A 26757-nucleotide genomic window follows, 5' to 3' on the forward strand; every position below is an offset into this window, starting at 1 on the left:
CTCTGTCTACTGTACAAAATGGCAAGCGATCCAGTGTCCGCGCCTCACCTCCTTCCACTCCGGCGCTGCTTCGGCGCAGACGCCTTGGGCCGCCGGGCATCTGGTGCGAAACGGGCACCCGCTTGGCGGATGAATCGGGCTCGGCATCTCTCCGGTCAGGACAATCTGCTCCCGCTCTTCGCGCTGGGCAGGATGGGAGACCGGCATGGCGGAGATCAAAGCCTGCGTGTACGGATGCAGCGGTGCTGCAAACAACTCCTCGCCCGGTGCCAGCTCCATCATCTGCCCCAGGTACATCACGCCGATCCGGTCGCTGATGTGCTTTACCATCGCCAGGTCATGTGCGATAAACAAATAGGTGATGTCCCGCTCTGCCTGCAGATCTGCCAGCAGATTGACGATTTGCGCCTGAATGGATACATCCAGTGCGGAGATGGACTCGTCCGCCACGATAAAGCTCGGCTCCACAGCAAGCGCCCGGGCGATCCCGATGCGCTGCCGTTGTCCGCCGCTGAATTCATGCGGAAAGCGTTTTGCGTGGCCGGGGTGCAGTCCGACCAGCTCCAGCAGGCGGTAGATGCGTTCTTCCCGCTCTTTTCCTTTTGCCAATCCGTAGGCGTCGATTCCTTCGGCGATGATGTCGCCCACCCTGAGCCGCGGATTAAGCGAGGCTTGCGGGTCCTGGAAGATTAGCTGCATGTGGCGGTTTGCTTCCCGCCTTTCGTGTCTGTCCATCCTGGCGAGGTCTTTTCCTTGAAACAGGATGCGCCCCGCAGTAGCCGGGTACAGGCCCACGATCGTCCTGCCCAGCGTCGACTTGCCGCAGCCGCTTTCCCCGACGATACCGAGCGTCTCCCCCCGCCTGATGGCAAAAGAAACGCGGTCAACAGCCCTGACCCGTTGGCCGCCGCCAATCTCAAACGATTTGGCGAGATTCTCCACCTCCACGATGTTGTCAAGCATATGTCTCCCTCCCTGCTGCAATCCACGCTTCCGCCTTCGGGGCACGCGGGTCGTTCAGCCAGCAGCTCGCCTCATGAGAATCGGAAAACGATTCGGCTGGCGGCATATGCGCCAGGCAAATTTCCATAGCAAAGCGGCAGCGGGCGGCAAACGGACAGCCGGCTGGCGGACGAAACAAATCCGGCGGAGTCCCTTCGATGGGGACCAGCCGCTCTTTTTTTCCTGCCGCAAGACGCGGCACAGACTGCAGCAGCCCCTGTGTGTATGGATGGCGCGGGTTGTCAAAAATCTCTTCCACCCGGCCGCTCTCCACCACTGCGCCCGCGTACATCACCGCCACATGGTCGGCCACCTCTGCGACTACGCCCAGATCGTGGGTGATCAAAATGATCGATGTGTTCAACTGCTGCTGCAGCTCCTTCATCAGCCGAAGGATCTGCGCCTGAATGGTCACGTCGAGCGCCGTCGTCGGCTCGTCGGCGATGATCAGCTCTGGATGGCAGGCCAGCGCCATGGCGATGCCGACACGCTGCCGCATGCCTCCGCTCAGCTCGTGCGGATATTGTTCATACCGCCTCGCCGCCTCCGGAATGCCCACCCTCTCCAGCAGCTTCAGCGTCTCTTCCTTTGCTTCCGCCTTCGTCTGCTTTCGATGCTTGATCAGCCCTTCGGCAATCTGTGTCCCGATTTTCATCGTCGGGTTCAGCGAGGTCATCGGGTCCTGAAAGATCATGCCGATCTGCGAGCCGCGAACCTGCTGCCACTCCTGTTTCGTCAGCCGGGTCAGCTCACGCCCGCGAAACCGGATGCTGCCGCTCTTTACCTGGCCGGATCGGGGCGGAATCATCCCCATCAATGCCCGGGCGGTCACGCTTTTTCCGCAGCCGCTCTCTCCGACAATGGCCAGCGTCTCTCCCTCCCTCACGGAAAAGGACACCCCTCTCACTGCCTGCACCTCTCCGCCGTACGTGCGAAAGGAGACGCGCAGCTGGTCTACTTCCAACAATGGCTTCATGATGAACTCCCCCTCATTTCCTGATGCGCGGGTCCAGCGCGTCCTGCAGACCGTCCCCGAGCGCGTTGCACGCGAACATGGCAAGCGAAATCATGAATCCCGGAAAAAACAGCCGCCACCACTGCCCGCTCAGCACAACCGCCAGCGCGTCGTTGGCCATCGTTCCCCAACTGGCCGTCGGCGCTTGCACGCCCAGACCGAGAAAGCTGAGAAACGACTCGGCGAAGATCGCATGCGGAATCGTAAAGGTCAGGTTGACGATGATCACGCCAATCGTATTGGGCAGCAGATGCCTGATGATGATTTTGGCATGGGAGGTGCCCAGCTTTTCTGCCGCCAGCACAAACTCCTGCCGCTTGATCTGCATGAGCTGTCCTCTGACCAGGCGGGCCATGCCCACCCAGCCGGTCAGCGAAAGCGCAATAATGATCGTGGCGAGTCCCGGCTCCAGAACGACCATCAGCAGGATCACCACCAGCAGATACGGGATGCTGTAGAGAATTTCAGCCAGCCGCATCAGGATGTTGTCCACTCGGTCACCCAGCCTGCTCCTTCCTGCCATGTATCCGGAAATGCCGCCGATGCACACACCGATTACCAGGTCGATGGCCGCCGCCACCACACCGATAAACAAAGAGATGCGGCCGCCCATCCAGGTACGCGCCCACATGTCCCGGCCCAGGTCATCCGTTCCAAACCAGTGCTCGCCCGAGGGCGGCAGATTCCCCTGCGTCAACGACTGCTCATGCGGGCTGTGAGGAACGAGCATCGGTCCGAAGATCGAGAGCGCCACCACCGCCGCGAGCAGGAAGAACCCGAGCATCGCCAGCTTGTTGCGGCATACCCGCTGCCATACCTCCTGCCAATACCCGAGGCTGGGACGTTCCCGCTCTTCCCCGGCAAGCCGGCTTGGGTCGACAGGTCGAAACAGCGAATCCAGTTGTGTTGCCTGATTGGCCATAACGCTATCTCCCTCCGCTCGTCAATCTGATGCGCGGGTCAATCACCCGGTACAGCAGGTCGATGATGTACAAAGTAAAAATGAGCACAAAGCTGTAAAACACAGTCATTCCCAAAATGACCGGATAATCGCGGTTAAAAATACTTTCCACGAAGTATTTGCCAAGCCCCGGAATGGCGAAAATCTTTTCCACCACAAAGGTTCCGGTCATCAGGTTGGCAAACAGCGGACCGACAAAGGTAAGCACCGGCAGTATGGCATTGCGCATCCCGTGTCTGACGACGATGGAAAAGGTGCCAAGCCCTTTCGCCTCCGCCGTGCTTATGTATTCCTGCTGCCAGACTTCCAGCATGCTGGCTCGTACGAATCGGGCGATAATGGCAAGCGGCCCGATGGCGAGCGCAAGCGTCGGAAGAACCGAATGCTCCCAGCTCCCCCAAGCCGCGACGGGCAAAAGCTCCCATTTGACCGCCATGTATTTGATCAACAGCGGTGCCAGAATAAAACTGGGGACGGAAATCCCGACGATGGCCGCGAACATGGACAGAAAATCCAACGCCCGGTTTTGGTAGAGCGCCGCGACGATTCCGACTGTGATCCCACCTGCCAGCGCGACAAGAAACGCCTGGAGCCCCAGAACAGCCGAGGCGGGAAAGCCCTCCGCAATCAGCGTGTTCACGTCCCTTGTCTTGGACTGGATGGACGGCCCCAGGTCAAATTGCACCAAGCCTTTCAGATAGAGCAGGTACTGCATAGGGATCGGCTCATCCAGGTTGTACTGGGCCCGCATGTTTTTCACGACTTCTTCCGGAAGCATTTTGGCGTCAGACGCGAACGGGTCGCCCGGAATCAGGTGCATGATCACAAACGTCACCGTGACAATGATCCACAGCGTAACCAGCACGAGAAAGCCTCGCTTGACCGCATAATGAAGCACGTTGTTTCCTCCTTTGTGCAATTGCAATACTAAGTAAATAAATATGAATACTGTGGATTATACATACAGAAAGCCCCTCTCCAGAAAGAAGAGGGGCGATTTGTACGGTTCCCACCTTCTTATCTCTCAGAATAACTCCGCAGGATTTAGCACCGTAAGGTCCATCAGACCAAGGTTGCCGGGTTTCATCGGGCCAGTCCCTCCACCACTCTCGATAAGAATGTTTTATGAAGTTAAATTTCATTCACTAAATTCTTTTTTATCTTATCATTTTACTTGGATATGTCAATGTGGTTTTAGTGCATTTGATTTTTGTTTATTTGTTGGGGGGATTAAATGGTTTTAGAATTCTCTCATATAAAAGCAACAGCGGCAGACTAAGACGGAAAAACAAAGTCCTAGATTGCCGATGCTGTGGCTACCACTATTTAACTATCGATACTCGCTAGTTGAATGAAACTATTATTCCACTAAACCTGTTTTCGTTACTGTAATAGGTTATCAGTTTAAGTTTTATAAAACAAAAGCATACTCCCGTCAACGAAAAGACTAGAGCATGCGAATAGTTATTGTTATAAAACTATTTCTAATAGCATATTTCGCCACTAGTTACCATAACGGCAAAGTTATTATTTAACTCACACCCTCTATAGTGGCATCACTGATATATATGGAGGAGACAGGGGAATTATTCGTTATTCCACACGGAGATATTATGTCGTAACGTGGTATAGCGGGAATAATTGCAAAAATTTTTAATGAAACCATGTGGCTTCATCATTAAATCATGCCCGCAGAGGTTCCGCGGTAATTTACTCTTGCAGCCTGTCTTCCACTTCAATTTCCTGTTCCAGATTATCAATTTCGACTTGAACAAGATTACGTATCATTTCGTAAATTTGTATATCCTGATTTATAGCTTCAAAACTAACTACTAAAGAGTATCTTGCGGCTTCATTCGAATCCCAGCCCTTATGTCCGCGAACAGCGATGCAGAAACTATCAGTTAACTGGTTTGACTTAACTATAGTCCAATCCTTTTGCAAAGTACTATAAGAGCGAGAAAAATCTTTTGCTTGACCATAATTGCTCTGTTCACCAATTACCCAATTAAAATTTCCATCATCATCTACAGACGCACCTGTATTAAGAATTCTTTCTGCAAATGAATCAATTCTTTCACCAATCTTACTACATCTCCAGTCAAGCCAAGTAGATAAGTATCTACTAAGTGTTCGTCTTGTGTTTCTTGGCTTTGCTACGTAAGATAAAGTTACGTCTATACGAACATCATAATCTTCACCAATAGCATATAACTCTTCTGGGATAGGTATCTTAAAAATATGAGCCTGTCCTTCTGAAATATACATTGTATTTTCTGTTACCAAAGTAATACGATATTCATCGTTTTGAGTAGCTCTAATTACATTAGGTAGTCCGTAACCAACGTGTCTAACAATTTCCTGTGCGTTTACAAATTTATCATTAATACTAATCGGCCATCTAGCAGACTGTGCTATCAAAGCTCTATACAACAACGCCGGAGAGTTAGGAAAAAGTTTTTGGATTTCAGCAGCAATATATGCAACTTTTGGAGTTGAAAATGATGTTCCTATTGCATCTTTAGAGAACGCAGACCCTTCTGGTGATACTCTAACCAATTCGGGACAAACATCTGATGGTGTAGTAAGTCGTATATCATGACCCTCTTTATTTTTCACCCAAGTCCCACCATATTCAACTACATCTGGCTTTACTGAATTCCAAATCCCTGCACCAGATCGTGAAAAAGCCGAAGGCTCATTTTCCCCACCAATGCTTATAGAGTCTTCCGTTTCATAATTTAGATACGCGATGGAACCAACAGTAAGAGCTTGCATGCTTTGTGCTGGATTTGCGATTCGTGATCTCTCATCGAATAGATACTTCGGATATGATTTCCCCTCGTTGTATAATTCTTTTATAGTAGTATCATAAACATTTCCTGCAGCTTGAATAAATAGAACATCATGCTCATAGCTTTGCATATCAATTTCAGTAGCCCATGGTGACATATGTTCAATCTCACATGAGCTAATTTCAGCAACAGAATGATTAAAAATCTTTGTTTTTCTGGTAGAGTCCACTGCAAACTCTTTAACAACAGCTTTTATTATAAGGGGAGGAAAGACACTACTTTGAATAGAATGTCCATTAGTTTCATCTAAAACACGTGCATTCCGAATAAAGCACGGCAATTTGTATGTACCCGACCGAGGAATTTCAAAAGGATACAAAATTGCTCCAGCAACTCTTGTTCCGTGGCCCCCATTTCCTACTTCATCGGCAACTGAAGTTGTTCCTTTGACATAACATTTTGAGTCATCACTAAGAATTGCGGGCATTATATATTTGTGGCCTTCTTGAATCCCACTATCAATAACTGCAACAATTGGTGCATCATCATCAGGAGGAAGAATTGTTAACTCCGGATTTATATCTCCAACAACATCCAGGAGGGATTTTCCAATACATAACTCTCCAACATATTCAATTTCAAATATGGGTGAGAAGTTATATATTAGGTCCCTTAAACACTTTCCGTTTATCTTAACTCTAACTGAAAAACTATCGCAAAATTCTAGATAGGTTGGTTCCCCATCTATAAATGATCCAGTAAACTCTCCGTCGTAGGACTTAATAAAGCTTTCAAATTGCAGTTCTCTTTCCGTCTTTAATTGATCCCAACGATCATAAGCTTCGTAATATTTTTGTTGCCATTTTATATACTCCCTACTATTTTTATATTCTTCATCACTGATATGATCGGGCTTTTCTGGCTGCCGATCTATCTCAAAAATATTACTAGAGCAACTGATACTTACATCAACTTCATATTTTTCATCGTCTTTTAACGTTGTCCAAATACTCAATAAATTCTTCCCGAGTATTTTTTTCAAACGAGTATCTTCTTCATGAAATTCATATATGCGAGCCGGAGTATTACATTTTTTTGACACCTCATTTATAAAATCTTCTGTTTTTCTTATTAACGTGGCAAATTCTGTATCACCGTTGGAAACTATTACATACCCATTCTCCAGTTCAGATATAACTTCAAATCCAAGGTTTTTTAAAAAACTTACATCACTACTCGGATCAATCTCTAATAAAATTGGGATACCACTTTTGATTTCCGGCAAATGCTCTCTTAGGCGTTTTTCTTGTCTATCTCTCCAGAATTTAGAAATTTGGGCGACCTTCCTTTTAATATATCCCCCATGGCTAACTCGATTTTTTCTATTTTCAATTGTCCTTTGATCCGGTGTCACCATGCCTCGAAATTTGGGTTTACCAGCCAAAACTAAAGGTAAGGGAAGATGTGAAAAATTATTTCTTTCAGACATAGTTCCACCTCACTAATATTTCATGGTAATATCCTTTATTACTCCCATGATATGTTCCTTTTTTACGATATTTGATCCCTCAAGGACACAACTTTTAGCTGCATTTTGTGCTATAGACACAATGTTTGCGGCGGAATGTCCTTCAAGTTTCTGAGAAAGAGCATCCCAATCTATATCTTTACTTACATTCATAGCAGAAAATGTGGTTATCAATAATTTTCTTATTTCATTAACTGATGGTTTAGGTATCTCAATAACATCATCAAACCTTCTAAATAACGCCTCATCAAGTGAAACCTTTAAATTAGTTGTAGCCACCACTAAACCCGGTGATTTATATTCATCAAGTAACATTAACAACATATTTACAATCCGTGGGACTTCGCCTACGTCCTGACCGGATGTTCTGGATTTAGCAATAAAATCACATTCATCGAGTAACAGTACCACAGGTTCATTTTTACAGTAATCAAAAACAGCTCGTAGATTTGATGCTGACTCTCCAAAGTATGAGGATAACAATGAATCAAACCGAACTTTCAATAATGGCAACCCCAAGTTCCATGCCAAGCGTTCTGCTGCTAATGTTTTACCACAACCTGGGTCACCATATAATAAGATCTTTTTTTTGGGAGTAAGGTTGAATTTTGCCAACCGTTCTTTAGCCGCATATTCTTTTTCAATGCACAAAAGTCTATTTTCAATTTCATCATTTAGAATCATATGGTGTTTTAATTGGTTACGAGGAACATAAGAAACTAATGGCATCTCATTTCGTTTACTAGTGGGCAAAGCACCCATGCCATTGGCACTATTTCTTTCATTTCTATCTCTATATAGTGAAAAGCCATTATTCACCTTCGGCTTATCATTATTTTTTATTTTTTCTAGGGAGTCGGCTAAAACTCCATGATTTTTTTTACGTTCACTCGCGATAATGAGTTCAGCAATTTTTTTTAAAGCAACGATATCTTCTGAGTAAATAGCTTTAAATAGCCTCTTATATAAATCAGCGTTCATATTGAACTTGTCCTTTCCCGTTGAGGTACTTTACGTGTATACTGTTCTTCACTTTACTAACAGACTTATCTTATCGCCATTATAATCGAAGTTATACTACTAGTCACTGTAATGTCATTTCTAACGATCTAAATGCTGCTTGTATAATATTCTATAGTTATCTTTATATTATTCCCCATTATTTTCTTTCGGCACTTCGACAACTCCAACCGCGAAACATTATTCTGACAAGAGATATACTTATATCAGCTAACAACACTTATTTATATACAGGCAATAGCAGTCAAAACACGAAAATAAAGTGTTAGACTGGCCTTAATCCATAACCTATTCCGGCAAATTCCCAGACCTCGTCCCAACTTCATAAGAAGCACGCACATGATCATACATAAGATGCAAAATCATGCCGGTCGCCGCATGATCCAGGTTATGGCAGTGGTCCATCCACATGCCCGGATTGTCCGCGACAAATGCGACCTCATACGATTCGCCGGGCAGCACGTTTAACGTATCGGTAAGCCATGGAGTCTTCACCTTCTCGCCGTTCTTCTTCAAAACCGTCATATGATGCCCGTGCAAATGCATCGGATGCTCGGTCAAGCTTTTATTCACAAAGGTCGTTTTGACGCTATCGCCTTCTTTGACGACAAAAGTCGGCACCCGGGGATACACCTCTCCATTGATCGTCCACAAAAAATGAAACGTGCCGTTGTAAAATCCCATCTCGTTTCCGAGAATCATCTGGAATTCCCGATCGAATTTTTTCGCTGCCGTGACGTCATTTGTGACGGGCTTACCGTAATCGGACGGGTCGAACTCGGCAGATTCCGCCTTGAAGATCGGTTCCTCCGGAGGGGTTTCGGTATAAAAAATGATGCCAGGATTGCTCGTGTTCTTGTAATCGCCGAGTTTAAAGAGAACGGGACGGTCCGGCATCGTGAAGGTCACGTCGTATCTGCCGCCCGAACCAAGCCGCAACGCTGTTTGATCGGACAATGGCTGCGGGTCTTGAATCCGCATCCCGTCAATGCTCGTGATTCGGAAATCGGTCCCCTGCAGAAGATATTTTTGTGAAAGCTTATGCGTATTGATGATTCTCAGCTTTACTTTCTTCCCCGGCTTTACCTGCTTCGTTTGCCAACCGTCTTCTTTTCCAAAGGCATGTTTATACCCTTGGCTGGTCGTCCAGCGATGGTTGATGACGGTAAACTGTTCGTCAAAGGTTTCCGCGTCCTGCTTCGACTCGACAATCAGCGTGCCGAAAAGCCCTTTCACCACTTGCTCCGACGCTTGCTGATGAGAATGGAACCAGTACGTCCCTTCCTGCTCGGCCCGAAACTTGTAAGTAAACGATTGCCCCGGTTTCACGACATTTTGCGTCATCCCCGGCACGCCGTCCATTGCATTCGGCACGTTATAGCCATGCCAATGAATCGTCACTCCGCTATCGATATCTTTATTGATCAGCTTCACTTCGACCATATCGCCATGCTTCACCCTGAGCTCGGGAGCGATTTCGCCGTTATACGTCCAGGCATCGATCACGGCTCCAGACGCAAGCGGTATCTTCTCTTGCTGTGCCACCAGTTCGAACTTCACATCGGCAGGAGCGGAAATATCTCCGGTCAGAGCTGCTACTTCAACTGTCCCTGTGCCGGTTTGATGATGAGCGCCATGCTGCTCATGACGATGATGCCCGGAGACTGCAGACATCCGTGTAGCCGCGCCGCCCCCTTCGTCAATCCGGTCGTGATTCATCATGTCGGATGCTTCCGGCAGCTTGGAGGCTTGCACTCCCGCCAGTACGTTTGATACAAGGATGGCGATTGCGACCACCGCGGTTAGCGTACCAGCAGCAACGAAGTTGACCATCCTGTAAACAAGCCCGCGCTGAAGTGGTTCCCCCCGTACAACCTTCGCGTACCTTCTTCTTGCAAAAATCGCCGGCACAAGCAAAAGGAGCGCAACCAGCATCATCCGTTGAACGACCTCAAACGGGCCGGGCAGAACAGGCTGGGCAAAGACGGTGCTGAAAGCAGCAATGCCGGATGCGAGCGCTGCCGCATAAAAGGACAGCAGTACGGATGGATGAGCCACTGTGCGCAACGCTTCCGTCGTCGGTGCATCTCCACCGGAGTCCCGCAAGCTTTTTAACCGGGGCCATACCGTTACCGTCAAATACAATTGAGGAATCAACGTCAGCGGGATAATCGCTTTGACCGTTCCCTCTACAAACAGCCAGCCGCTCGTAACGAGTTGGCCGATGATGATCGCGTACCACAGAGCACTCAGAAGAAGCGCCGCGCCACCCACCCGCAGAAGGAAAGCTCTCCTCTTTTTCAAGCTGTCGCTGGTTTGCGAGTAAGGAAGGCCTGTTGCCACAATACCGGCGATCCCCCACAACAGGGTCATACAGATCGTAAGCACGATGCTGGAAATGGTTTCAAACATGGTCTCCCCTCCTCGTGATCGGATGCTTCGTCATTTTGCCGCTTCTTGCTTGGGCTTCCGGACGATCGGCTTGATTTTTCCAAACGGTTTGAAATAAGTGATCGCCGTCATAAAGATCAGCGAGACGATATTGGCAATGGCTCCGCCAATCAATGAATAACTAGTGTTCAGGAAGGCAGCATCGCCGAGCGCAAGGAATCTCTCCTGTTCGGCGATCCGAACGATTTGAGACAACCAGTCTGCCATATACCCGATGCCGAAACCGATCAACGATACAGTCAGGATCAGCTTAATCAAGATCCAGTAATGCTTGAAAAGCCCCCAATTCGTCCAAACGGACAAGACAATGCCGGTGAGCAGCGCGACTACAGCGGTGTACCGGATGAAGACAACATCGACCAAATGCATATTGTCCAAGGTGTAATACAGCTGCTCGCCGTTCTCCGCCTTCAGCATATACATACCGAGCAGCAGCATGACCATCGCTCCGCCAAGCCAGCAGACGACCGAAAGCACATGGATGATGATGATCAATTGCTTTTTCCTGATCGACAATTTGTAACCCATTCTCAAATCCTCCCTAACAGCTTCTTTGTTTGCCATCCTACCAACGAAATGTTGCGAACTTGTGGTGAACCTATTTGCACATTGTGAGGGCCACAGATATCCGATAAAGTGGTATTAAATGGGCAGTACTGGGAGGTTGAAAATGGGGAGTAAAGTTCTGATCGTAGAGGATGAAATCAAAATCGCATCGCTCATCGAATCGTTTCTTCAGAGCGAAGGATACGATTGTCTAACAGCGATAGATGGCAAAACGGCCCTGCAGCTCTTTGCAAAACACAAACCGGATATTGTGCTCCTGGACTGGATGCTTCCGCAAATGAACGGACTGGACATTTGCCGGCAGCTCAGACAGATCGGCTCTCCCGGCATCATCATGGTCACGGCCAAATCCGAGGAAACCGACAAAATCGTCGGCCTCGAAATGGGAGCGGACGATTACCTGACAAAGCCTTTCAGCTTGAGGGAGCTTTCCGCCCGAATCCGTTCCCTCTTGAGACGGATGAACAGAAATGAAAGCGACGGGTCCGGCAGCGTGCTGCGAAGAGGCGATTTGACGATTCACGAGGACAGTCTGCAGGTGTTTAAAGGGACAGAGGAGCTGCATCTCACTCCAACCGAATTCAAAATCCTGCACCTGCTGGCGTCGAAGCCCGGACGGGTGTACAGCCGCATGCAGCTTCTGCAGCACGCTTTCGAGGAGGAATTTGTCGTCGACGAACGGACGGTAGATTCCCATATCAGCAAGCTCCGCAAGAAAATAGAGAACGGCAGCCGGACCTCCGACTACATTCAGACGGTATACGGATTCGGCTACCGATTCGGAGCGGAACATGAAAATTAGAACCAAGCTGTTCCTGACGATGAGCGTAATGATCGTGCTGCTCCTGCTTTTTCTGCTCGTTGTCACGCATGCACAGTTTTATATTTCTCGTGATTTTGCTTATCTGGAGGATAAAGCTGCTTTTGAATCATTAAAGAAAGAGTTCGAACAATTCTATAGGGACCACGGCAATTCATGGGAACATGTCGGCGACGCCAGGTTTGAGTATTCCGCCCCCTTTGCCGGAATCGTTTTGTCTGCAGATGGAAACTTCCTGTATCAGCAAGGAAAACTAAGCGCGGATGAACTACGCAATGACGGCTACAAACTCGTGCTTGCCTCGGGTGACAAGAGGATCGGCAGGCTGTACGTGATGAACGACAGTCAGTTCAAGACGTATGAGTTTAAGAAGATGTGGTACGGCATACTGCCCAATATCGGCATCGCTTCCCTGCTGTTCACCTTTGTCGCGGCTCTGCTGACCATCTTTTTGTTGTCCTGGAGACTGACAAGCCCTATCCGCAAAATCATCGCGGGCATCGAGGCCATCAAAAAAGGCGACGCTGCAGCCATCTTTCCGGAACAAAGGAAAGATGAATTTGGAGCGATTGCCAAGGCTCTTCGGGAGATGAACGATTCGCTGGCAGCCGCAGAACGAACCCGAAAACAGCTGATGTCCGATGTCGCCCACGAATTGAAAACGCCGCTGATGATCATTCAAGGGGAATTAGAGCTGGCTCATGAGACCGGGGCCCCCCTTTCTCCGGCCAAGCAAGCTTCCCTTCTCGATGAAGTATTGCGGCTGTCGCGTTTGGTCCATGATGTACTGGATTTGTCCAGGCTTGAGGCCGGCATGATGGAACTGCACCCGCGAACGGAAAACCTGGTCGTGTTGTTGGAGGATGTCACGGCGAAGACCCGGTTTATGGCAGAGGATAAGCACATACAGCTTTCCGTGCACGCCAAAGAAGAGAATATTCCTGTGTCGGTTGAGAAATCCCGGATTCTCCAAGCGCTGTATAACATCCTGTCGAACGCCATCTACTATACGAATCCCGGCGGCCAAATCCGCCTCCATGCGGAAACCGTACACCTGCCCGACCGGCAGCAGCCATACGCCTGTATCCGGGTGGAAGACAACGGGGTCGGCATACCCGAAGCGGATTTGCCTCATATCTTCAACCGCTTTTATCGAGCGGATCATTCCCGTGCCCGCCCGAGCGGCGGGACAGGTCTCGGGCTCGCGATCGCGCAGCAGAACATCGTGGCTCATCAGGGGTGGATTGAGGTGGAAAGCGAAGTGGGGAGAGGTTCTGTGTTCAAAGTCTATTTGCCGATGTGACGGATGGAGGCAATCTTGTGACAGACTCTGATGGCTGAACAATATCATTCCGACAATGAGGGCCGAGCAAAAACTGCCTATATTCAGCATGTTGTCGACCTGGCTCGAACTAAGCAGGGACTCCCTCTTCAAAAAGTATGGGAATAGTTGCTATCACCCCCGTTCCACTCCCGCTCCATTAGACATTCCTGTCCTCAGTTGAGAAAAAGGCAGCCGATGAACTTGTCGGCTGCCTTCGTGTCATTATTCAGCGATCGATACCCGTTAGTTTCCTGTAAGACGCGTAATGGAGTGTTCAGCGCAAAAGTCGAGCATTTCCTGCGTTTCGCGAATCCCGCCGATCATCGATCCAGCAAACGACCGCCGCTGACCGATAAGAGACAATACATGAACGGACAACGGCTCCGCCGGGGCACGGACGTTGACCAATGTACCGTCCACTGCCAGCAGCGATAGGTAGGCGTTCAGATCGATCTTCGCGCTGACTGTATTTACGATGAGGTCAAACGAACCAGCCAATTTTTTAAATGTCTCTGGATCGTTCGTGGCATAATAATGGTCCGCGCCAAGCCGCAAACCGTCTTCTTTCTACTTTTACTGTTTGTGATAAAACCGTAACCTTTGCCCCCATGGCATGGGCGACCTTCACAGCCATGTGTCCAAGCCCCCCAAGTCCAACCACAGCTATCTTCTTGCCGGGAACGCCTATGTAGGGGTAATTGAGTGGTGGATCGAAATGAAATGCCGTACCCGCCGCAAGTTATGGCCAAACAAGTCGGGGTTTTGTTAGGGAGAAGTCTGTCGTTGATATATAACAAGAGCGTCCTCGGTAATTGCCGGGACGCTCTCGATCTTTACTCAAATTTGTTTTTACACCGGAAATGCAACGCTACTTATTTGTTTTCCTCCAATCATTATGAAACGATCCTGTCCGTGAACGTAATAGCTCGCGAATCTAGAACCACCGGAGGCCTCCGGCGTAGCCCGTTAAAGTTGAGCCCGATCTACGGCACACGGACCGATGCGGCGCGGCGGGAAGCCTCGCTGGTTATTTTTTCGACAAAACCTTTTTCATAACGTCTTTCAATTCCGAATCATCTCTTGGAGAAAGAATCATTGCATGAAGTATTTTCGAGCCTTCAACTTTTGTCCAATCTATCTGATACCCAGCTTGTAAAGCTAAGCATCGAATAAACTCGCGCTGAGTTCTGCCGTTTCCTTCCCGAAATGGATGGAGGACATTAAGTTCGGTTAGATAGTAGGTTAGCTTGTCCACAAAGTTATCAAAAGGTAATTCCTTCAGAAAACCTTCTTGCTGCAGTTTGTTTAGCAACTCATCGGTTTGCTCATGTAAGAATCGTGCCGTGGCAAAACGGAAATTGCCTTTTGAAATGTCTTCGTCCCGTATTTTGCCTGCAAAGGGGTAAACATCTCTAAAAATAAACTTGTGGATATCACATAAATGCTTTTTATCGAACTTTCCTTTTAAGGGTCTTAGATAAAGAGCTCTTAATCGCTCAACTGTCACCATTCGTTCAAATGCATCAAGCTGAGCTTGTTCTTTAAATCCGGGAAGATTGATCAATGCTTCACTGCCGGGGTAACAATACTTAATATGCTCTTGTTCATCCATTTTTTGCGATTTCCTTGGCTCGTGCTAAAAACTCGCTATACGTCATTTTCCCCTCCGCACGATCCAACAATAAACGATCTTCCTGCGGTGTTAAAAAGAGCCCCTCAATCTCCAAGGACGCTTTCGCATTTAATAGAGCACGTCGCAACTTTTGCTGTGAGTATCTTTTCAAGACGATCACCCTTTTCCTGTTGCTTCGCAAACTTACTACATGCATATGCATTTAAGTTTGTCCCCCTTGCAATCTGAATATCCCATTACTCCCATTATAACAAACATATATGCTTCGTTGCGCTCCTTCCCCAATGACTTGATTGCATTCGGATTTATCATCAACATGGTTATAGCAAGGCTAAATGAGTTGAGAACAGGGTGTCTTAAAGCTATATGATATGGTTATATTTATTATCTTAAGGAGCTTAGAAGCACCTTCCAAAATATAAAAAAACACCCTTAAAGGGTGCCTTATTTTATGTATGGTGGAGGCGGGGGGATTCGAACCCCCGTCCGAAAACAGCGATACATAAGCATCTCCGAGCGCAGTCACTCATTTACATTTCGGTGATGGATTCGCGGAGTGACGCGCTGACCCAGCACCTAGCCTGATTGATCTTCTTCCTTTGGCCCCAGGCGGAGACCTCCGGCGTATCCCACTAAAGTTGAGCGCTAGTCATGCCACATGGGCGATGGAATGGTAGCGCCTCACTGGTTATTAAGCAGCGAGAGAAAGTTGTTTGTTGCCAGTTAATGGCGTTTGCGTTGATGACGAGGTCCGCAACCCCCCGGCTCGCTTCTTATGCTCTACCATCCCCGTCGAATCCAGAACGCCCCCAGGATGGAAAAGATCGCGCCGCCGATTAGGCAAGCGACGATGGTTGTCAAAAAGGCAATGAGAGCCTTCTGTTACGAATTACTTTACAGCTTGGAAACGATTCGTTTTACCGTCAGAAGCTCATTGTCTAACAGCAAGAGCCTCGCTTTGCCAAGCTTTGCCGAGATAAAAAAAGCCCAGGCGAAAACGGTAACGGTTCCACACCCAGACGTTTGATTTGGCATCACTCATTGCTCTCTTACTATAGCATATGATCGATACCGTTCTCAACGCCATATTGGTGGCAGCCTTGGCAGTGTGCGCCAGCTTGGCTGGCTTACATGAGACACAGCCAGTGTTGCATCGGCCTTTCAGGCAAGAGCCGCGTTCCTATGGCCCGACCCGCTGCAGTATAAACCCAGACGGTCCTCCCGCTGCCCCGCAATACTGCCTGCCTTACCAGCTTCCTACACCTTCTGCCGCTCCCGCAGCGCACGCTCCACTTCACGCGCAGCATCCTTCTTCTTCAAATCCTCGCGCTTGTCGTAGTTCTTCTTCCCTTTGACCAGCGCCAGCTCTACCTTGGCCCAGCCGCCCTTGAGGTAAATGCTGAGCGGCACGAGCGAATAGCCGCGTTCCCGGGTGAGGCTGTTCAGCTTGAGGATTTCCAGACGGTGCAGCAGCAGCTTGCGCGTCCGCTCCGGCTCGTGGTTGAAGCGGTTGCCCTGGTCGTACGGGCTGATGTGCACGTTGTACAACAGCAGCTCGCCATTTTGGATGCGGGCAAAGCTGTCCTTGAGCTGTATGCGTCCGGCCCTCACGGATTTGATCTCCGTCCCCGTCAGGGCGATGCCTGCTTCGTAGACTTCCTCGATATGGTAGTCGTGGCGCGCTTTGCGGTTTTGAGCCAGCGTTTTAACACCTGTTTTCGGTTTTGACATGGAGATCACCTCGCTTGGTACCGGATGAAAAAATATGGTATCTGTTAGTATAGCAAAAAACACTTAATACAGCAATACCCATTCCTTCTGACTGCTGCTTTGAGTGGCTTTAAGAGATTCGAGCGGTTTTGAGCGATTTTCAGCCATTGAGCAGTTTTGAGCCTTTGAGTGCTTTTAACTGCTTTTAACTGCTTTTAACGGTTTGACCTCTTTTAACTGCTTTTAACTGCTTTTAATTGCTTTTAACTTCTTTAAACTGCTGCTAACTGCTTTCAAGTATTTCGAGTTACTTCTACAGCCCAGCAAACAAAGAAACAGCGGTGCTTTACCGCCGTTTCCTCTTCGCCTGGCCTGCTATATTTTTACGCTTCTTTTTCTTGGAACGGACAAAGTCCTCCCAGAATGCTTTTTCACGCGGAGCGCCTTGCTCTCCTTCGGCACCTCCCAGCGGGACAACCTCGCCAGCCCCTTCCAGGTCTGCCTGCGGATTTGCGTTTTGCCGATATGTCTTTTGCCCCCGTTCCTTGAGCTTCTTGCGGAAAGCAGCCGGGTGCAGCTCTCGCTTCGTTTCCGTCTTTTGCTTTGCAGAGCGCTCCTGCTTTGATTTTCTGCCCGCACGCTGTCCGCCTCTGCCGTCGATGACCTTGGGTCCGCGCTCGCGGCCGCGGAAGCCGCCCGACTTTTTCATCCCGACGATTTCAAAGTCGATGGCGCGCTCGTCGACGTTGACGTTGGAGACCCGTACCTGCACCACGTCGCCGATGCGGAACTGCTTGCCTGTCCGCTCACCGATGAGCGCGTACGCTTTTTCGTGGTAATGGTAGTAGTCGTCGGTCAAAAAGCTGACGTGGACCAAGCCCTCGATGGTATTGGGCAGCTCGACGAATATCCCGAACGAAGTGACGCCCGAAATGACGCCCTCGAACTCCTCGCCGACACGCTCCAGCATGTATTCCGCCTTTTTCAGGTCGTCCGTCTCGCGCTCGGCATCCACAGCCAGACGCTCGCGCTGCGACGAATGCTCGGCGATGAGCGGCATTTGCTCCTGCCAATGCGCCAGCCGCTTCTCGGACAGATCTCCTTCCAGCGACTCGCGGATTCTGCGGTGGACGATGAGGTCCGGATAGCGGCGGATCGGGGACGTGAAGTGCGTGTAAAAGTCCGTCGCAAGGCCGTAGTGGCCCAAGCTTTCCGCGTCGTAGCGCGCTTGCTTCATCGAGCGCAGCATAACCGTACTTATGATGACCTCTTCCGGCGTCCCTTTCACTTCCTCCAAAAGCTGCTGCAGCGCACGCGGATGGACCGTATTGCCCTTTCCGCGAACGGAGTAGCCAAAGTTGGTGATGAACTCCATAAAGGCCTGCAGCTTCTCTTCTTTCGGATCTTCGTGAACCCGGTAAATAAACGGCTGCTTCAGCCAGTGAAAATGCTCGGCTACCGTTTCGTTGGCTGCCAGCATGAATTCCTCGATGATGCTCTCCGCGATGGAGCGCACCCGGAACCCGATGTCTGTCGGGGTGCCCTCTTCGTTGACGTAAATTTTGGCCTCGCGGAAATCGAAGTCGATCGCGCCACGAGCCATTCGCTTCGCCCGGAGCTTGCGGGCGAGCTCTTCCATCTTGCGGAACATCGGGACGAGCTCCTCGTATTTGGCGATGAGCTCCTCATCACTGTCCTCGAGAATTTTGCGGATATCCGAGTAGGTCATCCGTTCGTTGGTGCGGATCACGCTCAGGAAAATGTCGTATTTGACGACGTTGGCCCCGGCGTCCATCTCCATGTCGCAGCTGATCGTCAAGCGGTCGACCTTTGGATTCAGGCTGCAAATGCCGTTGGACAAGCGATGCGGCAGCATGGGAATGACCCGGTCTACGAGGTAGACGCTGGTGCCGCGGCGATACGCTTCCTGATCGAGCGCCGAATTTTCCCGGACGTAGTAGCTGACGTCGGCGATATGGACGCCGAGCCGATAGTTGCCATTGGGCAAAACCTCTACGGAAACAGCGTCGTCCAGGTCCTTGGCATCCGCTCCGTCGATGGTGACCATCATGCGGTCGCGCAGATCGCGTCTTCCCTTGATCTCCTCTTCGGAAATTTGGTCCGGAGCCGCTTCCGCTTCGGCGATGACATCCGCCGGGAAAGCCTCTGGCAGTCCAAACTTGCGAATGATGGACAGAATGTCTACGCCCGGATCGTTTTTATGGCCCAGAATCTCGACTACTTCACCCTCGGGATTGACGCGCCCCTCCGGGTAACGGACGATTTTCACCACAACCTTGTGGCCGTCCACTGCTCCGTTGTACGCCTCTTTCGGAATAAAAATATCCTTCCCGATCCGCTTTTCGTCCGGGATGACAAAGGCGTAATGGTTCTCATCCTGAAACGTCCCCACTACTTCGGTGATGCCCCGCTCCACCACGCGGATAATCCTGCCCTCCGCGCGGTTGCCCCCGCTTATTTTTTCCATTCGCACCAGGACGGTGTCCCCGTGCAGGGCGCCATTCATGTCGTTGGCGTGGACATAAATATCGTCCTGATCTGGCGTTTCGGTTATGACAAACCCAAAACCTTTGGGATGATTTTGCAGTTTCCCCCGGATCAGATTCATTTTTTCAGGCACGCCGTAACGATTGGTCCTCGTCCGGATGATCTCCCCGCTATCCTCCAACTGGTTCAGTGTTTTGACCAGTTCTTTGAAGTCGTCGGAATCCGTGATCCCGAAAGCGGCCTCCAGCTCTGCCACCGTCATCGGGTGGTACGCCTGCTCCCTCATGAACGCGAGTATATCTTGTTCTTTCATATTTACCCTCCTCTGCCGCGAATACGTGTCTCGCCAGCTCTCTTACTATGTAGTATTCGCCGCTCGCGCTCACGGCAAACCAAATAGAGAAAAAGACAGCAAGGTAGCCTTGCTGTCTTCGACAAATCGTACTTTATGCTCCGCTTTTCAAGAAGTACCCGAGCAGGATGGCAAACACCATGAATGCCACTGCAAAGATAACAGTCAGCTTTCCGAGCAATGCGTCAATCCCGCGGGCTTTTTGTTTGCCCATCAGTTGTTCCGCGCCGCCGCCAATCGCGCCAGAAAGGCCGGCACTTTTGCCAGATTGAAGCAGGACGACAATAATCAAGCCGATACTTGCGATTATAAGCAAAATTTTTGCTGCCAATGCCATGTTTATTCACCTCAAGACATATTTCCAAGGCGTAAGAATTGCAATAGATGAACATTCTATAGGAGAATGTTGCTAAGCCTTTTGGGTAAGCGTGTCCGGTTTTTCTCAATTTATATGCCGCAGCAGCGACAACTAAATAAAGACCAGCATCACTACTTTATCACAAACAGGGATGATCATCAACATGCTTTCCTGATTTGATTGTTTCTATTAATAATTGTGTACTTTCTTTGTCTGTTTTCACGTTTCCTTGCATGTGTCACGATTTTGCCGTAAAATTGCATGTGTACTGCTATACTCGCCTTAGGAGGTCTTTGTCAGATGGCTGGTTCGAACAAAAAAGACATGAATCAAAACGACGTAATTGATTCCGCGAAGGCCTTTTTTGCTTCGTTTGGCATCTTGTTTCTTGTATTCCTCATCGCACTTGTAGGTTCTGCTATTTTCCCACCACAACACGGAGAACAGGCAAATGGTGGAGAGGCACCGACTGCTACCATCGACGCGCCAACCGTGTTCAAACAAAACTGCTCCTCCTGTCACGGCCAAAACCTTGAAGGTATCGCAGCACCGGCTCTGACACAGGTTGGCAGCAAGTACAGTGCCGACGAAATCGCAAAGATCATTAAAGAAGGTAAAGGCGGCATGCCTCCTGGCCTTCTGAAGAAACAACCGGAGATTCAAGCGGTTGCACAGTGGCTGTCCGAACATAAATAGTACATAAGTCATCCTGCCACCTGACAAAACACCGAAGCAAGCATGTCTTCGGTGTTTTTCTCGTTTTTGCCGACTATTCATTGGAAGACCTCTTTGAGGAGGAATCATCATGGCCAGCGTTCTGAGCCTGGAACATCTGGGCAAACAACTCCCGACACAGCAGCATACTTGGCTGTTTTCCGATATCACTGTCGACATTGCTTCGCCTGAGATTACGCTGATCATGGGGAAATCGGGGCAAGGCAAAAGCACACTTCTCCGCCTGCTCGGACTTTTGGACACGGCAGATGACGGGACGATTCGGCATTTGGGCAAAACCCCAACGGAGTGGGGCCCGGAAAAATGGAGAATGTCCGTAAGCTACGTCGCTCAGCAGCCGGTCATGCTGCCTGGCAGCGTCGAAGACAATCTGAGAGCGGTCAGCCGTTTGCACAAGCGGCCTTTCGAGACTGAGCTGGCCCGGACCTGGATGGAAGCCGTAGGTCTCGGCGAGATGGACTGGAGCAAGCAGGCGGCGCAGCTCTCCGGAGGCGAACGGCAGCGTGTCGCACTGGTCCGTTCTCTTCTCCTGCATCCAACGGTACTCTTGCTGGACGAGGTGACAGCTTCTCTGGACACCATCAGCAAGCGGGCTACAGAAGAACTTCTCGTAGACCTGCATCGCCGCGAAGGCACTACCCTGCTGTGGATCACGCACGACTGGGAGCAAGCGCGAGCGGTCGGCCAGCGGATCTGGTTTTTGGCGGGTGGCCGTCTGCTCGAAGACTCCCCGGCCGATCGCTTCTTTGAAGGACCGCAGACACAGGAGGCTCAAGAATTTTTATCCGCCCATCTTGTTCAAAAGGAGGATGCCCCATGTCTTCCATGAGTCTGTGGTTTTCCTTTACCTTTGTCGTCATCGCCCTGCTCCTCTCCATGTGGCAAAAGCTCGGTCTGGAAAAGGAAATTGCCATCGGGACGGTACGCTGTGCCGTGCAGTTGCTGGCGATCGGCTACGTTTTGCAATTCGTCTTTCACACCGACCATCCAATCTACCAGGCGCTGGTAATCGCCATGATGATTGGCGTAGCCTCCTGGAACGCATCCCGGCGCGGCGATGGCCTTCCGGGAATTTTGTGGCGGGTCGCCGCTTCCTTGACCGTGACCGCAACGCTGACGATGAGTCTGCTGCTTGTGCTCGGTCTGATCAAACCGACGCCCCAGTATTTGATCCCGATCACAGGTATGATTATCGGAAATTCGATGATCGTCGCCGGCCTGTTCCTCAGCCACATGAAGCGCGAGACGGAGACTGCCCGCGGGGAAATCGAAGCCCTGCTCTGCCTGGGTGCAAACAAAAAGCAGGCCATTCACGGCGCGCTGAAACGAGCGGTAAAAGCAAGCATGATCCCCACCTTTGACACAATGAAAACCATCGGCCTGGTCCAACTGCCCGGTACGATGACCGGGATGATCATCGCCGGAGCCAACCCATTGGAAGCCGTTCGCTACCAAATCCTGATCATGTTCGCCTTTTCCTCGTCCGCGGCCATCTCTGCCGCCCTGATCAGCGCACTCGCCTATTCCTCGTGGTTTACACGTGAGTCTATGCTGAGGCCGTGAGGGTGTGACTCCTCCCACTAAAAATCGATGCCTCTTGTTTACTACCACTTCTTTTCTAAGCAAAGGCTGCCGCCACGTGCAGCCTTTTTCCTTTATGAAAAATGTAATTCGAGCACCGAGAGATCAATTCCGGTATCCTGTGCAATCATTCGAACCGCTTGTGCCTCATACTCATCTAACTGTTTAAGAATCTCAACATTCATTTCTCGTTTCTTTTCAACCATTTGCCCATCCATTGGACCCCACAAATCACTCAAAAGAAAGTCGCTTGATACATTCCCAAATAATCACCAATCCTAAGAAAGCAAGATTTAAATATTCCGTCCCCTTCTCCCCAGCCCTCTTTTCTTTGCTTTGCCGACTTACGGAACAGCTGTAGAGATGAAAAAGGAGAAAATGCGAAGGTCTTTGGGACACCCGCTCAGGCTCCCGTTCAAAAGGGGAACACGCTTTTAGCGTCCAACTCTGAGACCCTTCCTGAACATGCTGCTTTTGGACGCGGTTTCCCTTTTGAACGGGAGCCGGACAGTTCACCCCCAGAGAGTGTCCCACCGTACCCTGAGCATTTTCTCCTTTTTCATCTCCTCCGCCAAAGCCCGATCTATGCCAAATCAGAGGAAAGCTGCGGCAAGGCAAAGAGGCAAAATCTGAAGATGCCAAAAATTTTCTTCAAAAAAACTGTAAGATTTAAAAAGCTGCACCGTCCAATTACACAGACAACAACCGTAAAAGGTGGGGAACACGTGGACAAGAAAGCACTCATCGAACAATGGTTCCTGCGCTACGGTGACGAGATATACAAGTTTCTCGTGTACTACACAGGCACCGCTGATGTGGAGGATTTGGTCCAGGAGGTCTTTATCAAGGCCCTGCAAGCACTGGACCTGTTTGAAGGCAGAGCCCAGCCCAAAACCTGGCTGCTGTCGATCGCCCGCAACACCGCCATCGACCACCGGCGAAAACAGCGTTTGCGCAAATGGCTGCCCGACAGTTGGCTGCAAGACGTCCGCGACGAGCGAAAAACACCGGAGGAATGGCTGGACCTTCACGAGGAACAGCACGAGCTCTATCGGTCCCTCCAGCAGTTGAAGCCCGCTTTCCGCGAGGTGTTGATCCTCCGCGGCATCAAAGAGCTGTCTGCCAGGGAAACGGCCGACATTTTGCAATGGAGCGAAAGCAAAGTAAATGTCACCTACCACCGGGCCTTAAAGGCGATGAAAGGCATATGGCAATTCAGGGAAAAGGGAGGATTCGGAGATGCCGTCAAAGCACGATGAACATTGGTTGGACGATTTGCGAAATCTGCCCGACATCACACTCACTGAGCAACAAAAGGAGAAGATTATGACCGCCATTCGCGAAACAGATACCTCTATCGGAAAAAGAAGCTCACGCCACGGACAAAAAAGCTCGTACCGCCTGGCGACGCTGGGCAGAACAGCAGCCGCCTTTTCTTTGCTGGCTGCCACAGTGTGGCTCGGGAGTCAATTGATAACGTGGAATCAATCAGCGACACTTGATCCGACTGTCCAGCTCCCCAATCAGCAGCCCGCCGGAAGTTCCCATCAGGAGGGCGTGTCCCAGGGAACAGGAGGACCGAACGGCACGGGAGGAGAGATTGGCTCAGGCGAAGGTGCTCCGATCGCATCCAGCGACAAGGAAGCAGACCTGAACCGCACCATTAAAGACGTGATTCTTTCCATGAAGGAGAAAGCCGTCCGCGGACAATCATACGACCAAAAACTAACGTTGGAAACATCCATGTTTGACGAGGTCGAGCAGTCTTGGGGCAAGCCAGACCGTACTGATTACGCCAATGGCATTACGTACGCGACCTACAAGAACAAAGGGGTCATCCTTGGGTACAACAAGGGCATGCAAATCGTCGATATCCGCCGGGTATACGGCAACTGGGAGATCGGCAATATAGGCAGCAAGGGCTCCCAGCCTCACTACCTGTCCATGGCAGACGTGACTCGTGTGCTCGGGGAGCCGGACCGCGCCATCCTGTTCGCTGGCCAGACGATTCATATCTACAACGTCACAGACAAATACCAGCTAAAGATTGTCTACCAAGGAGAAGATAACGGCAAAAACGAACTTCGTGCAGTCCGCACCGATGTGTTTTACCCTCGCGGAACCGTCAATCTGATGCAGGCCGTTACCACGCCAGAGCTGGTGCAAAGCATCCGCGATCTCGCCAAAGAAGGCCGACTGTACGGCGTGGAATACCCTGTAGAAACCAGCGTCTTTGACACCGTGGAAAAGGACTGGGGCAAGGCCGACATGCTGGGCGGGGTTAACGGTGTTACGTATGCCAGCTACCGGACGCAAGGTGTCGTATTCGGCTTTAACAAGGGAATGCAGCTTGTCGATATTCGCAGCTATGACACCCGCTTGCAGGAGCTGTCGCTCTCCGATGTAACATCTGCCCTCGGCAAGCCTGACGTTTCCGCCGATGTGTCTGGCCAAACGATTTACACTTACAAGGTAAATAGCAAGTACGAATTGAAATTCGTGTTCTCCGGAACGGCGAACGGTCAAAACGCAAAAACATTGCTTGTCGATCATGTGAATATCGTTTATCCGAAAGCTGCCGTTAACATCATGGCGCAATAACGAGAGACTCTTTGCAAAAAAGCCGCTTCCCGGGTTTACGGGGAGCGGCTTCTTTGCAAGATGTTTCAGAGTGTTCTGTAAAACAGCAAGACAGCCTAGCACTGTGTTTTTCTAGCAAACCGTCTTCCCCAAAGGTATCGTTTGCTTTAGCTCAATCTGCTCTAACTCTGTTTCCTTACTCTTCCTCCCTCTCTTTTCTGCTCGCACGCAAACCGAGTATGCCCGTAGCAAGAAAACATCCGGCGATGAGGAACTGCAAAATAAACCAGGACCAAATTCGTTGATGGCTCGGACCATTTCCGACAGGACCGACATGAGGCTGATACGACTCCCATAATCCCAGGAATGCAAATATCATCATGATGCCAGCCATACAGATGATGAATATGGAACGCGTCTGCGACATCTTTACTCCCTCGCCCAATTTGGGTTTTCTTCCGATCACGGTGTAAATCGTGCTTTCAACGTATATTTTAGCATATTCTGTAAACTCATCCTTCCGTTCCCCATGTCCGCCGGTGTGAACGAGAAATAAGCTGCCAGAAAACATATCCGTATAGCTGCTGTCTTCCTCTTTGATAACAAAAAAGACGGCACAGCATGCACCGTGCCATCTCTTTGTTCATAAAACGTTTACTGACCGATAATGTATTTCTCCAGCTCATCCAGAACCATGTTCGCGCAGATTACACCGCCGGAGGTATTCCAGACAACGTCATCCACTTTGAAAGCTTTGTTGTTTTTCACGACATTCAGGTTTTTCCAAAGCGAATCATTTGTCCACTCTTGTTCCAGCTTGCTCGCCTGGCCATCACCGGTTTCGTAGGAGAAGTAGAACATGATGTCGCCGTCCATTTCCGGAATGCGCTCTTTCGTTACCTCATCAGCAAACTTGTCTTGATCCTGGCTTGCAGGACGGGCTACGCCCAGGTCTTTCAAAATGGTTCCCAGGAACGTGTCTTTGTAGTAAATGCGTACCCGTCCAGGCATGAAGCGAACGATCGATACTTTTGTATTCAGCTTGTCCCCGGCTTTTACCTTGAAGTCTTCAACACGCTTGTTCCAATCGGCAATGACTTGCTCGCCCTCGGCTTTCTTGTTCAATGCTTCCGCGTACAGCATGAAGTTCTCTTTCCAGTCGCCGCGCGGCTCTTCCACGAATACAGTCGGAGCGATTGCTTTCAATTGCTCGTAAATTTTTTCGTGACGGAATTTCATACCGAGAATCAGATCAGGTTTGAGCGCCATGATCGCTTCCAGGTTTGGCTGGGATTCGGAACCGACAACCTTAGTGCCTTCCAGGTGCGGCTTCACCGGCTCATAAAACTGAGTCGGATCGGTAAAGGAACCTACCGCGCCCACCGGCTTCACACCAAGCTTCACCAGTGTCTCGACGCCTTGAGCAGTCAAAACGACGACACGTTGCGGTGTACCTTTAATTGGCGTTTCGCCCATAGCGTGCTTCACTACATATTCCTTGTCGGAGCCGCCGCTTGCATTGCCGGTAGTTTGTCCAGCCGGCTGCGTTTGGTCTGTCGGTTTTTGCTCCGCCTGTTGGCCACCGCAACCGGTGACGATCAGCAGAAGAGCCATGAGAACGGAAAAGAACATCTTTCCTTTGGTCCCCTTGTATGTACGTTGAAACATGATGATGACTCCCTTCGGGTTGTATTCGAATCAATGAGAATGAGAATGTGTATCACTGACACTGAATATCCTACAACCAAGCCTGGGAGGAAGTCAACAACAAATTGATAATGACTCTCAAAATCATTGACAAGAAAAATCCCTACATC

22 protein-coding genes, 1 other RNA gene, 2 pseudogenes and 1 riboswitch are annotated in these 26757 nt (G+C 50.0%); of the genes and pseudogenes, 9 read left to right on the forward strand and 16 right to left on the reverse strand.

The window, feature by feature from the left end:
- Positions 1–6: 6 nt before the first annotated feature.
- The 8 genes from NST37_RS22015 to NST37_RS22050 form a co-directional block, all read right to left on the reverse strand.
- Positions 7–963, reverse strand: a complete 957-nt coding sequence (locus NST37_RS22015) for an ABC transporter ATP-binding protein (protein ID WP_024984618.1) — start codon at positions 961–963, stop codon at positions 7–9.
- Positions 956–1978: an ABC transporter ATP-binding protein gene (locus NST37_RS22020; protein WP_251237798.1), complete on the reverse strand. Its 1023-nt coding sequence runs from the start codon at positions 1976–1978 to the stop codon at positions 956–958. The genes NST37_RS22015 and NST37_RS22020 overlap by 8 nt, the downstream gene beginning before the upstream one ends.
- A gap of 13 nt (positions 1979–1991) precedes the next feature.
- The gene (locus NST37_RS22025; protein ID WP_251247246.1) at positions 1992–2939 is read right to left on the reverse strand and encodes an ABC transporter permease; all 948 of its coding nucleotides are present in this window, start codon (positions 2937–2939) and stop codon (positions 1992–1994) included.
- Between the two features lie 4 nt (positions 2940–2943).
- A complete protein-coding gene (locus NST37_RS22030; RefSeq protein WP_339185835.1) occupies positions 2944–3876 on the reverse strand; it encodes an ABC transporter permease in 933 nt (310 codons plus the stop codon).
- 116 nt (positions 3877–3992) lie between these two features.
- Positions 3993–4097, reverse strand: a riboswitch (SAM riboswitch).
- 591 nt (positions 4098–4688) lie between these two features.
- Complete coding sequence (locus tag NST37_RS22035) at positions 4689–7262, reverse strand: S8 family peptidase (RefSeq protein WP_339185836.1); 2574 nt, start codon at positions 7260–7262, stop codon at positions 4689–4691.
- A gap of 12 nt (positions 7263–7274) precedes the next feature.
- Positions 7275–8282 carry an ATP-binding protein gene (locus tag NST37_RS22040; RefSeq protein WP_339185838.1) on the reverse strand — a complete coding sequence of 336 codons (1008 nt, stop codon included), beginning with the start codon at positions 8280–8282 and terminating at the stop codon, positions 7275–7277.
- 327 nt (positions 8283–8609) lie between these two features.
- Positions 8610–10733, reverse strand: a complete 2124-nt coding sequence (locus NST37_RS22045; RefSeq protein ID WP_339185840.1) for a multicopper oxidase family protein — start codon at positions 10731–10733, stop codon at positions 8610–8612.
- A 30-nt stretch (positions 10734–10763) separates the two neighbouring features.
- The gene (locus NST37_RS22050) at positions 10764–11300 is read right to left on the reverse strand and encodes a hypothetical protein (protein WP_039070193.1); all 537 of its coding nucleotides are present in this window, start codon (positions 11298–11300) and stop codon (positions 10764–10766) included.
- Between the two features lie 142 nt (positions 11301–11442).
- Between NST37_RS22050 and NST37_RS22055 the strand changes: the two genes are divergently transcribed.
- Together NST37_RS22055 and NST37_RS22060 are read left to right on the forward strand one after the other, a co-directional pair.
- On the forward strand, positions 11443–12141 hold the full coding sequence (locus NST37_RS22055; protein ID WP_327925945.1) for a response regulator transcription factor: 699 nt from the start codon (positions 11443–11445) through the stop codon (positions 12139–12141).
- Positions 12131–13462 (forward strand): HAMP domain-containing sensor histidine kinase, encoded by a 1332-nt coding sequence (locus NST37_RS22060; protein ID WP_327925946.1) that lies wholly within the window; start codon positions 12131–12133, stop codon positions 13460–13462. Before NST37_RS22055 ends, NST37_RS22060 begins: the two co-directional genes overlap by 11 nt.
- Positions 13463–13747: 285 nt before the next feature.
- Here NST37_RS22060 and NST37_RS22065 read toward each other — a convergent pair.
- A pseudogene (locus tag NST37_RS22065) lies at positions 13748–14162 on the reverse strand (zinc-binding dehydrogenase); the annotation flags it as partial.
- Here NST37_RS22065 and NST37_RS22070 point away from each other — a divergent pair.
- Positions 14151–14263 (forward strand): annotated as a pseudogene (locus NST37_RS22070) (TetR-like C-terminal domain-containing protein); the annotation flags it as partial. The pseudogenes NST37_RS22065 and NST37_RS22070 overlap by 12 nt on opposite strands.
- A 247-nt stretch (positions 14264–14510) precedes the next feature.
- Here the strand turns inward: NST37_RS22070 and NST37_RS22075 are convergent.
- A complete protein-coding gene (locus NST37_RS22075) occupies positions 14511–15095 on the reverse strand; it encodes a Fic family protein (protein WP_339185843.1) in 585 nt (194 codons plus the stop codon).
- 477 nt (positions 15096–15572) lie between these two features.
- Positions 15573–15927, reverse strand: a transfer-messenger RNA (tmRNA) gene (ssrA, locus tag NST37_RS22080).
- A gap of 3 nt (positions 15928–15930) precedes the next feature.
- On the opposite strand from ssrA, the gene NST37_RS22085 reads away from it, so the two are divergent.
- Positions 15931–16143, forward strand: a complete 213-nt coding sequence (locus NST37_RS22085; protein WP_081787845.1) for a hypothetical protein — start codon at positions 15931–15933, stop codon at positions 16141–16143.
- 230 nt (positions 16144–16373) lie between these two features.
- On the opposite strand, the gene smpB is transcribed toward NST37_RS22085, so the two are convergent.
- The 3 genes from smpB to secG form a co-directional block, all read right to left on the reverse strand.
- A complete protein-coding gene (gene smpB, locus NST37_RS22090) occupies positions 16374–16847 on the reverse strand; it encodes an SsrA-binding protein SmpB (RefSeq protein WP_003392607.1) in 474 nt (157 codons plus the stop codon).
- A gap of 325 nt (positions 16848–17172) precedes the next feature.
- Positions 17173–19647: a ribonuclease R gene (gene rnr / locus NST37_RS22095; protein ID WP_172920173.1), complete on the reverse strand. Its 2475-nt coding sequence runs from the start codon at positions 19645–19647 to the stop codon at positions 17173–17175.
- A gap of 133 nt (positions 19648–19780) precedes the next feature.
- The gene (gene secG, locus NST37_RS22100) at positions 19781–20023 is read right to left on the reverse strand and encodes a preprotein translocase subunit SecG (protein ID WP_003392604.1); all 243 of its coding nucleotides are present in this window, start codon (positions 20021–20023) and stop codon (positions 19781–19783) included.
- A gap of 321 nt (positions 20024–20344) precedes the next feature.
- On the opposite strand from secG, the gene NST37_RS22105 reads away from it, so the two are divergent.
- From NST37_RS22105 to NST37_RS22125, 5 genes are all read left to right on the forward strand, one after another.
- A complete protein-coding gene (locus NST37_RS22105; RefSeq protein WP_003392602.1) occupies positions 20345–20740 on the forward strand; it encodes a YqzM family protein in 396 nt (131 codons plus the stop codon).
- 109 nt (positions 20741–20849) lie between these two features.
- The gene (locus tag NST37_RS22110; RefSeq protein WP_003392600.1) at positions 20850–21608 is read left to right on the forward strand and encodes an ATP-binding cassette domain-containing protein; all 759 of its coding nucleotides are present in this window, start codon (positions 20850–20852) and stop codon (positions 21606–21608) included.
- Positions 21596–22342: an iron export ABC transporter permease subunit FetB gene (gene fetB, locus NST37_RS22115; protein WP_003392599.1), complete on the forward strand. Its 747-nt coding sequence runs from the start codon at positions 21596–21598 to the stop codon at positions 22340–22342. The genes NST37_RS22110 and fetB overlap by 13 nt, the downstream gene beginning before the upstream one ends.
- A gap of 743 nt (positions 22343–23085) precedes the next feature.
- On the forward strand, positions 23086–23619 hold the full coding sequence (locus tag NST37_RS22120) for an RNA polymerase sigma factor (RefSeq protein WP_024984602.1): 534 nt from the start codon (positions 23086–23088) through the stop codon (positions 23617–23619).
- Entirely contained in the window at positions 23600–24961 is a 1362-nt protein-coding gene (locus tag NST37_RS22125) for a YjgB family protein (RefSeq protein ID WP_339185845.1), read from the forward strand. The genes NST37_RS22120 and NST37_RS22125 overlap by 20 nt, the downstream gene beginning before the upstream one ends.
- Before the next feature lie 175 nt (positions 24962–25136).
- Here the strand turns inward: NST37_RS22125 and NST37_RS22130 are convergent, their stop codons facing one another.
- On the reverse strand, positions 25137–25367 hold the full coding sequence (locus NST37_RS22130; RefSeq protein ID WP_152562252.1) for a hypothetical protein: 231 nt from the start codon (positions 25365–25367) through the stop codon (positions 25137–25139).
- A 227-nt stretch (positions 25368–25594) separates the two neighbouring features.
- The gene (locus NST37_RS22135; RefSeq protein ID WP_339185847.1) at positions 25595–26608 is read right to left on the reverse strand and encodes an iron-siderophore ABC transporter substrate-binding protein; all 1014 of its coding nucleotides are present in this window, start codon (positions 26606–26608) and stop codon (positions 25595–25597) included.
- Positions 26609–26757 lie beyond the last annotated feature (149 nt).

Origin of the sequence: Brevibacillus sp. FSL K6-6036, from assembly GCF_037964015.1 — a bacterium.
In the GTDB taxonomy this organism is placed as follows: Bacteria; Bacillota; Bacilli; order Brevibacillales; family Brevibacillaceae; genus Brevibacillus; species Brevibacillus borstelensis.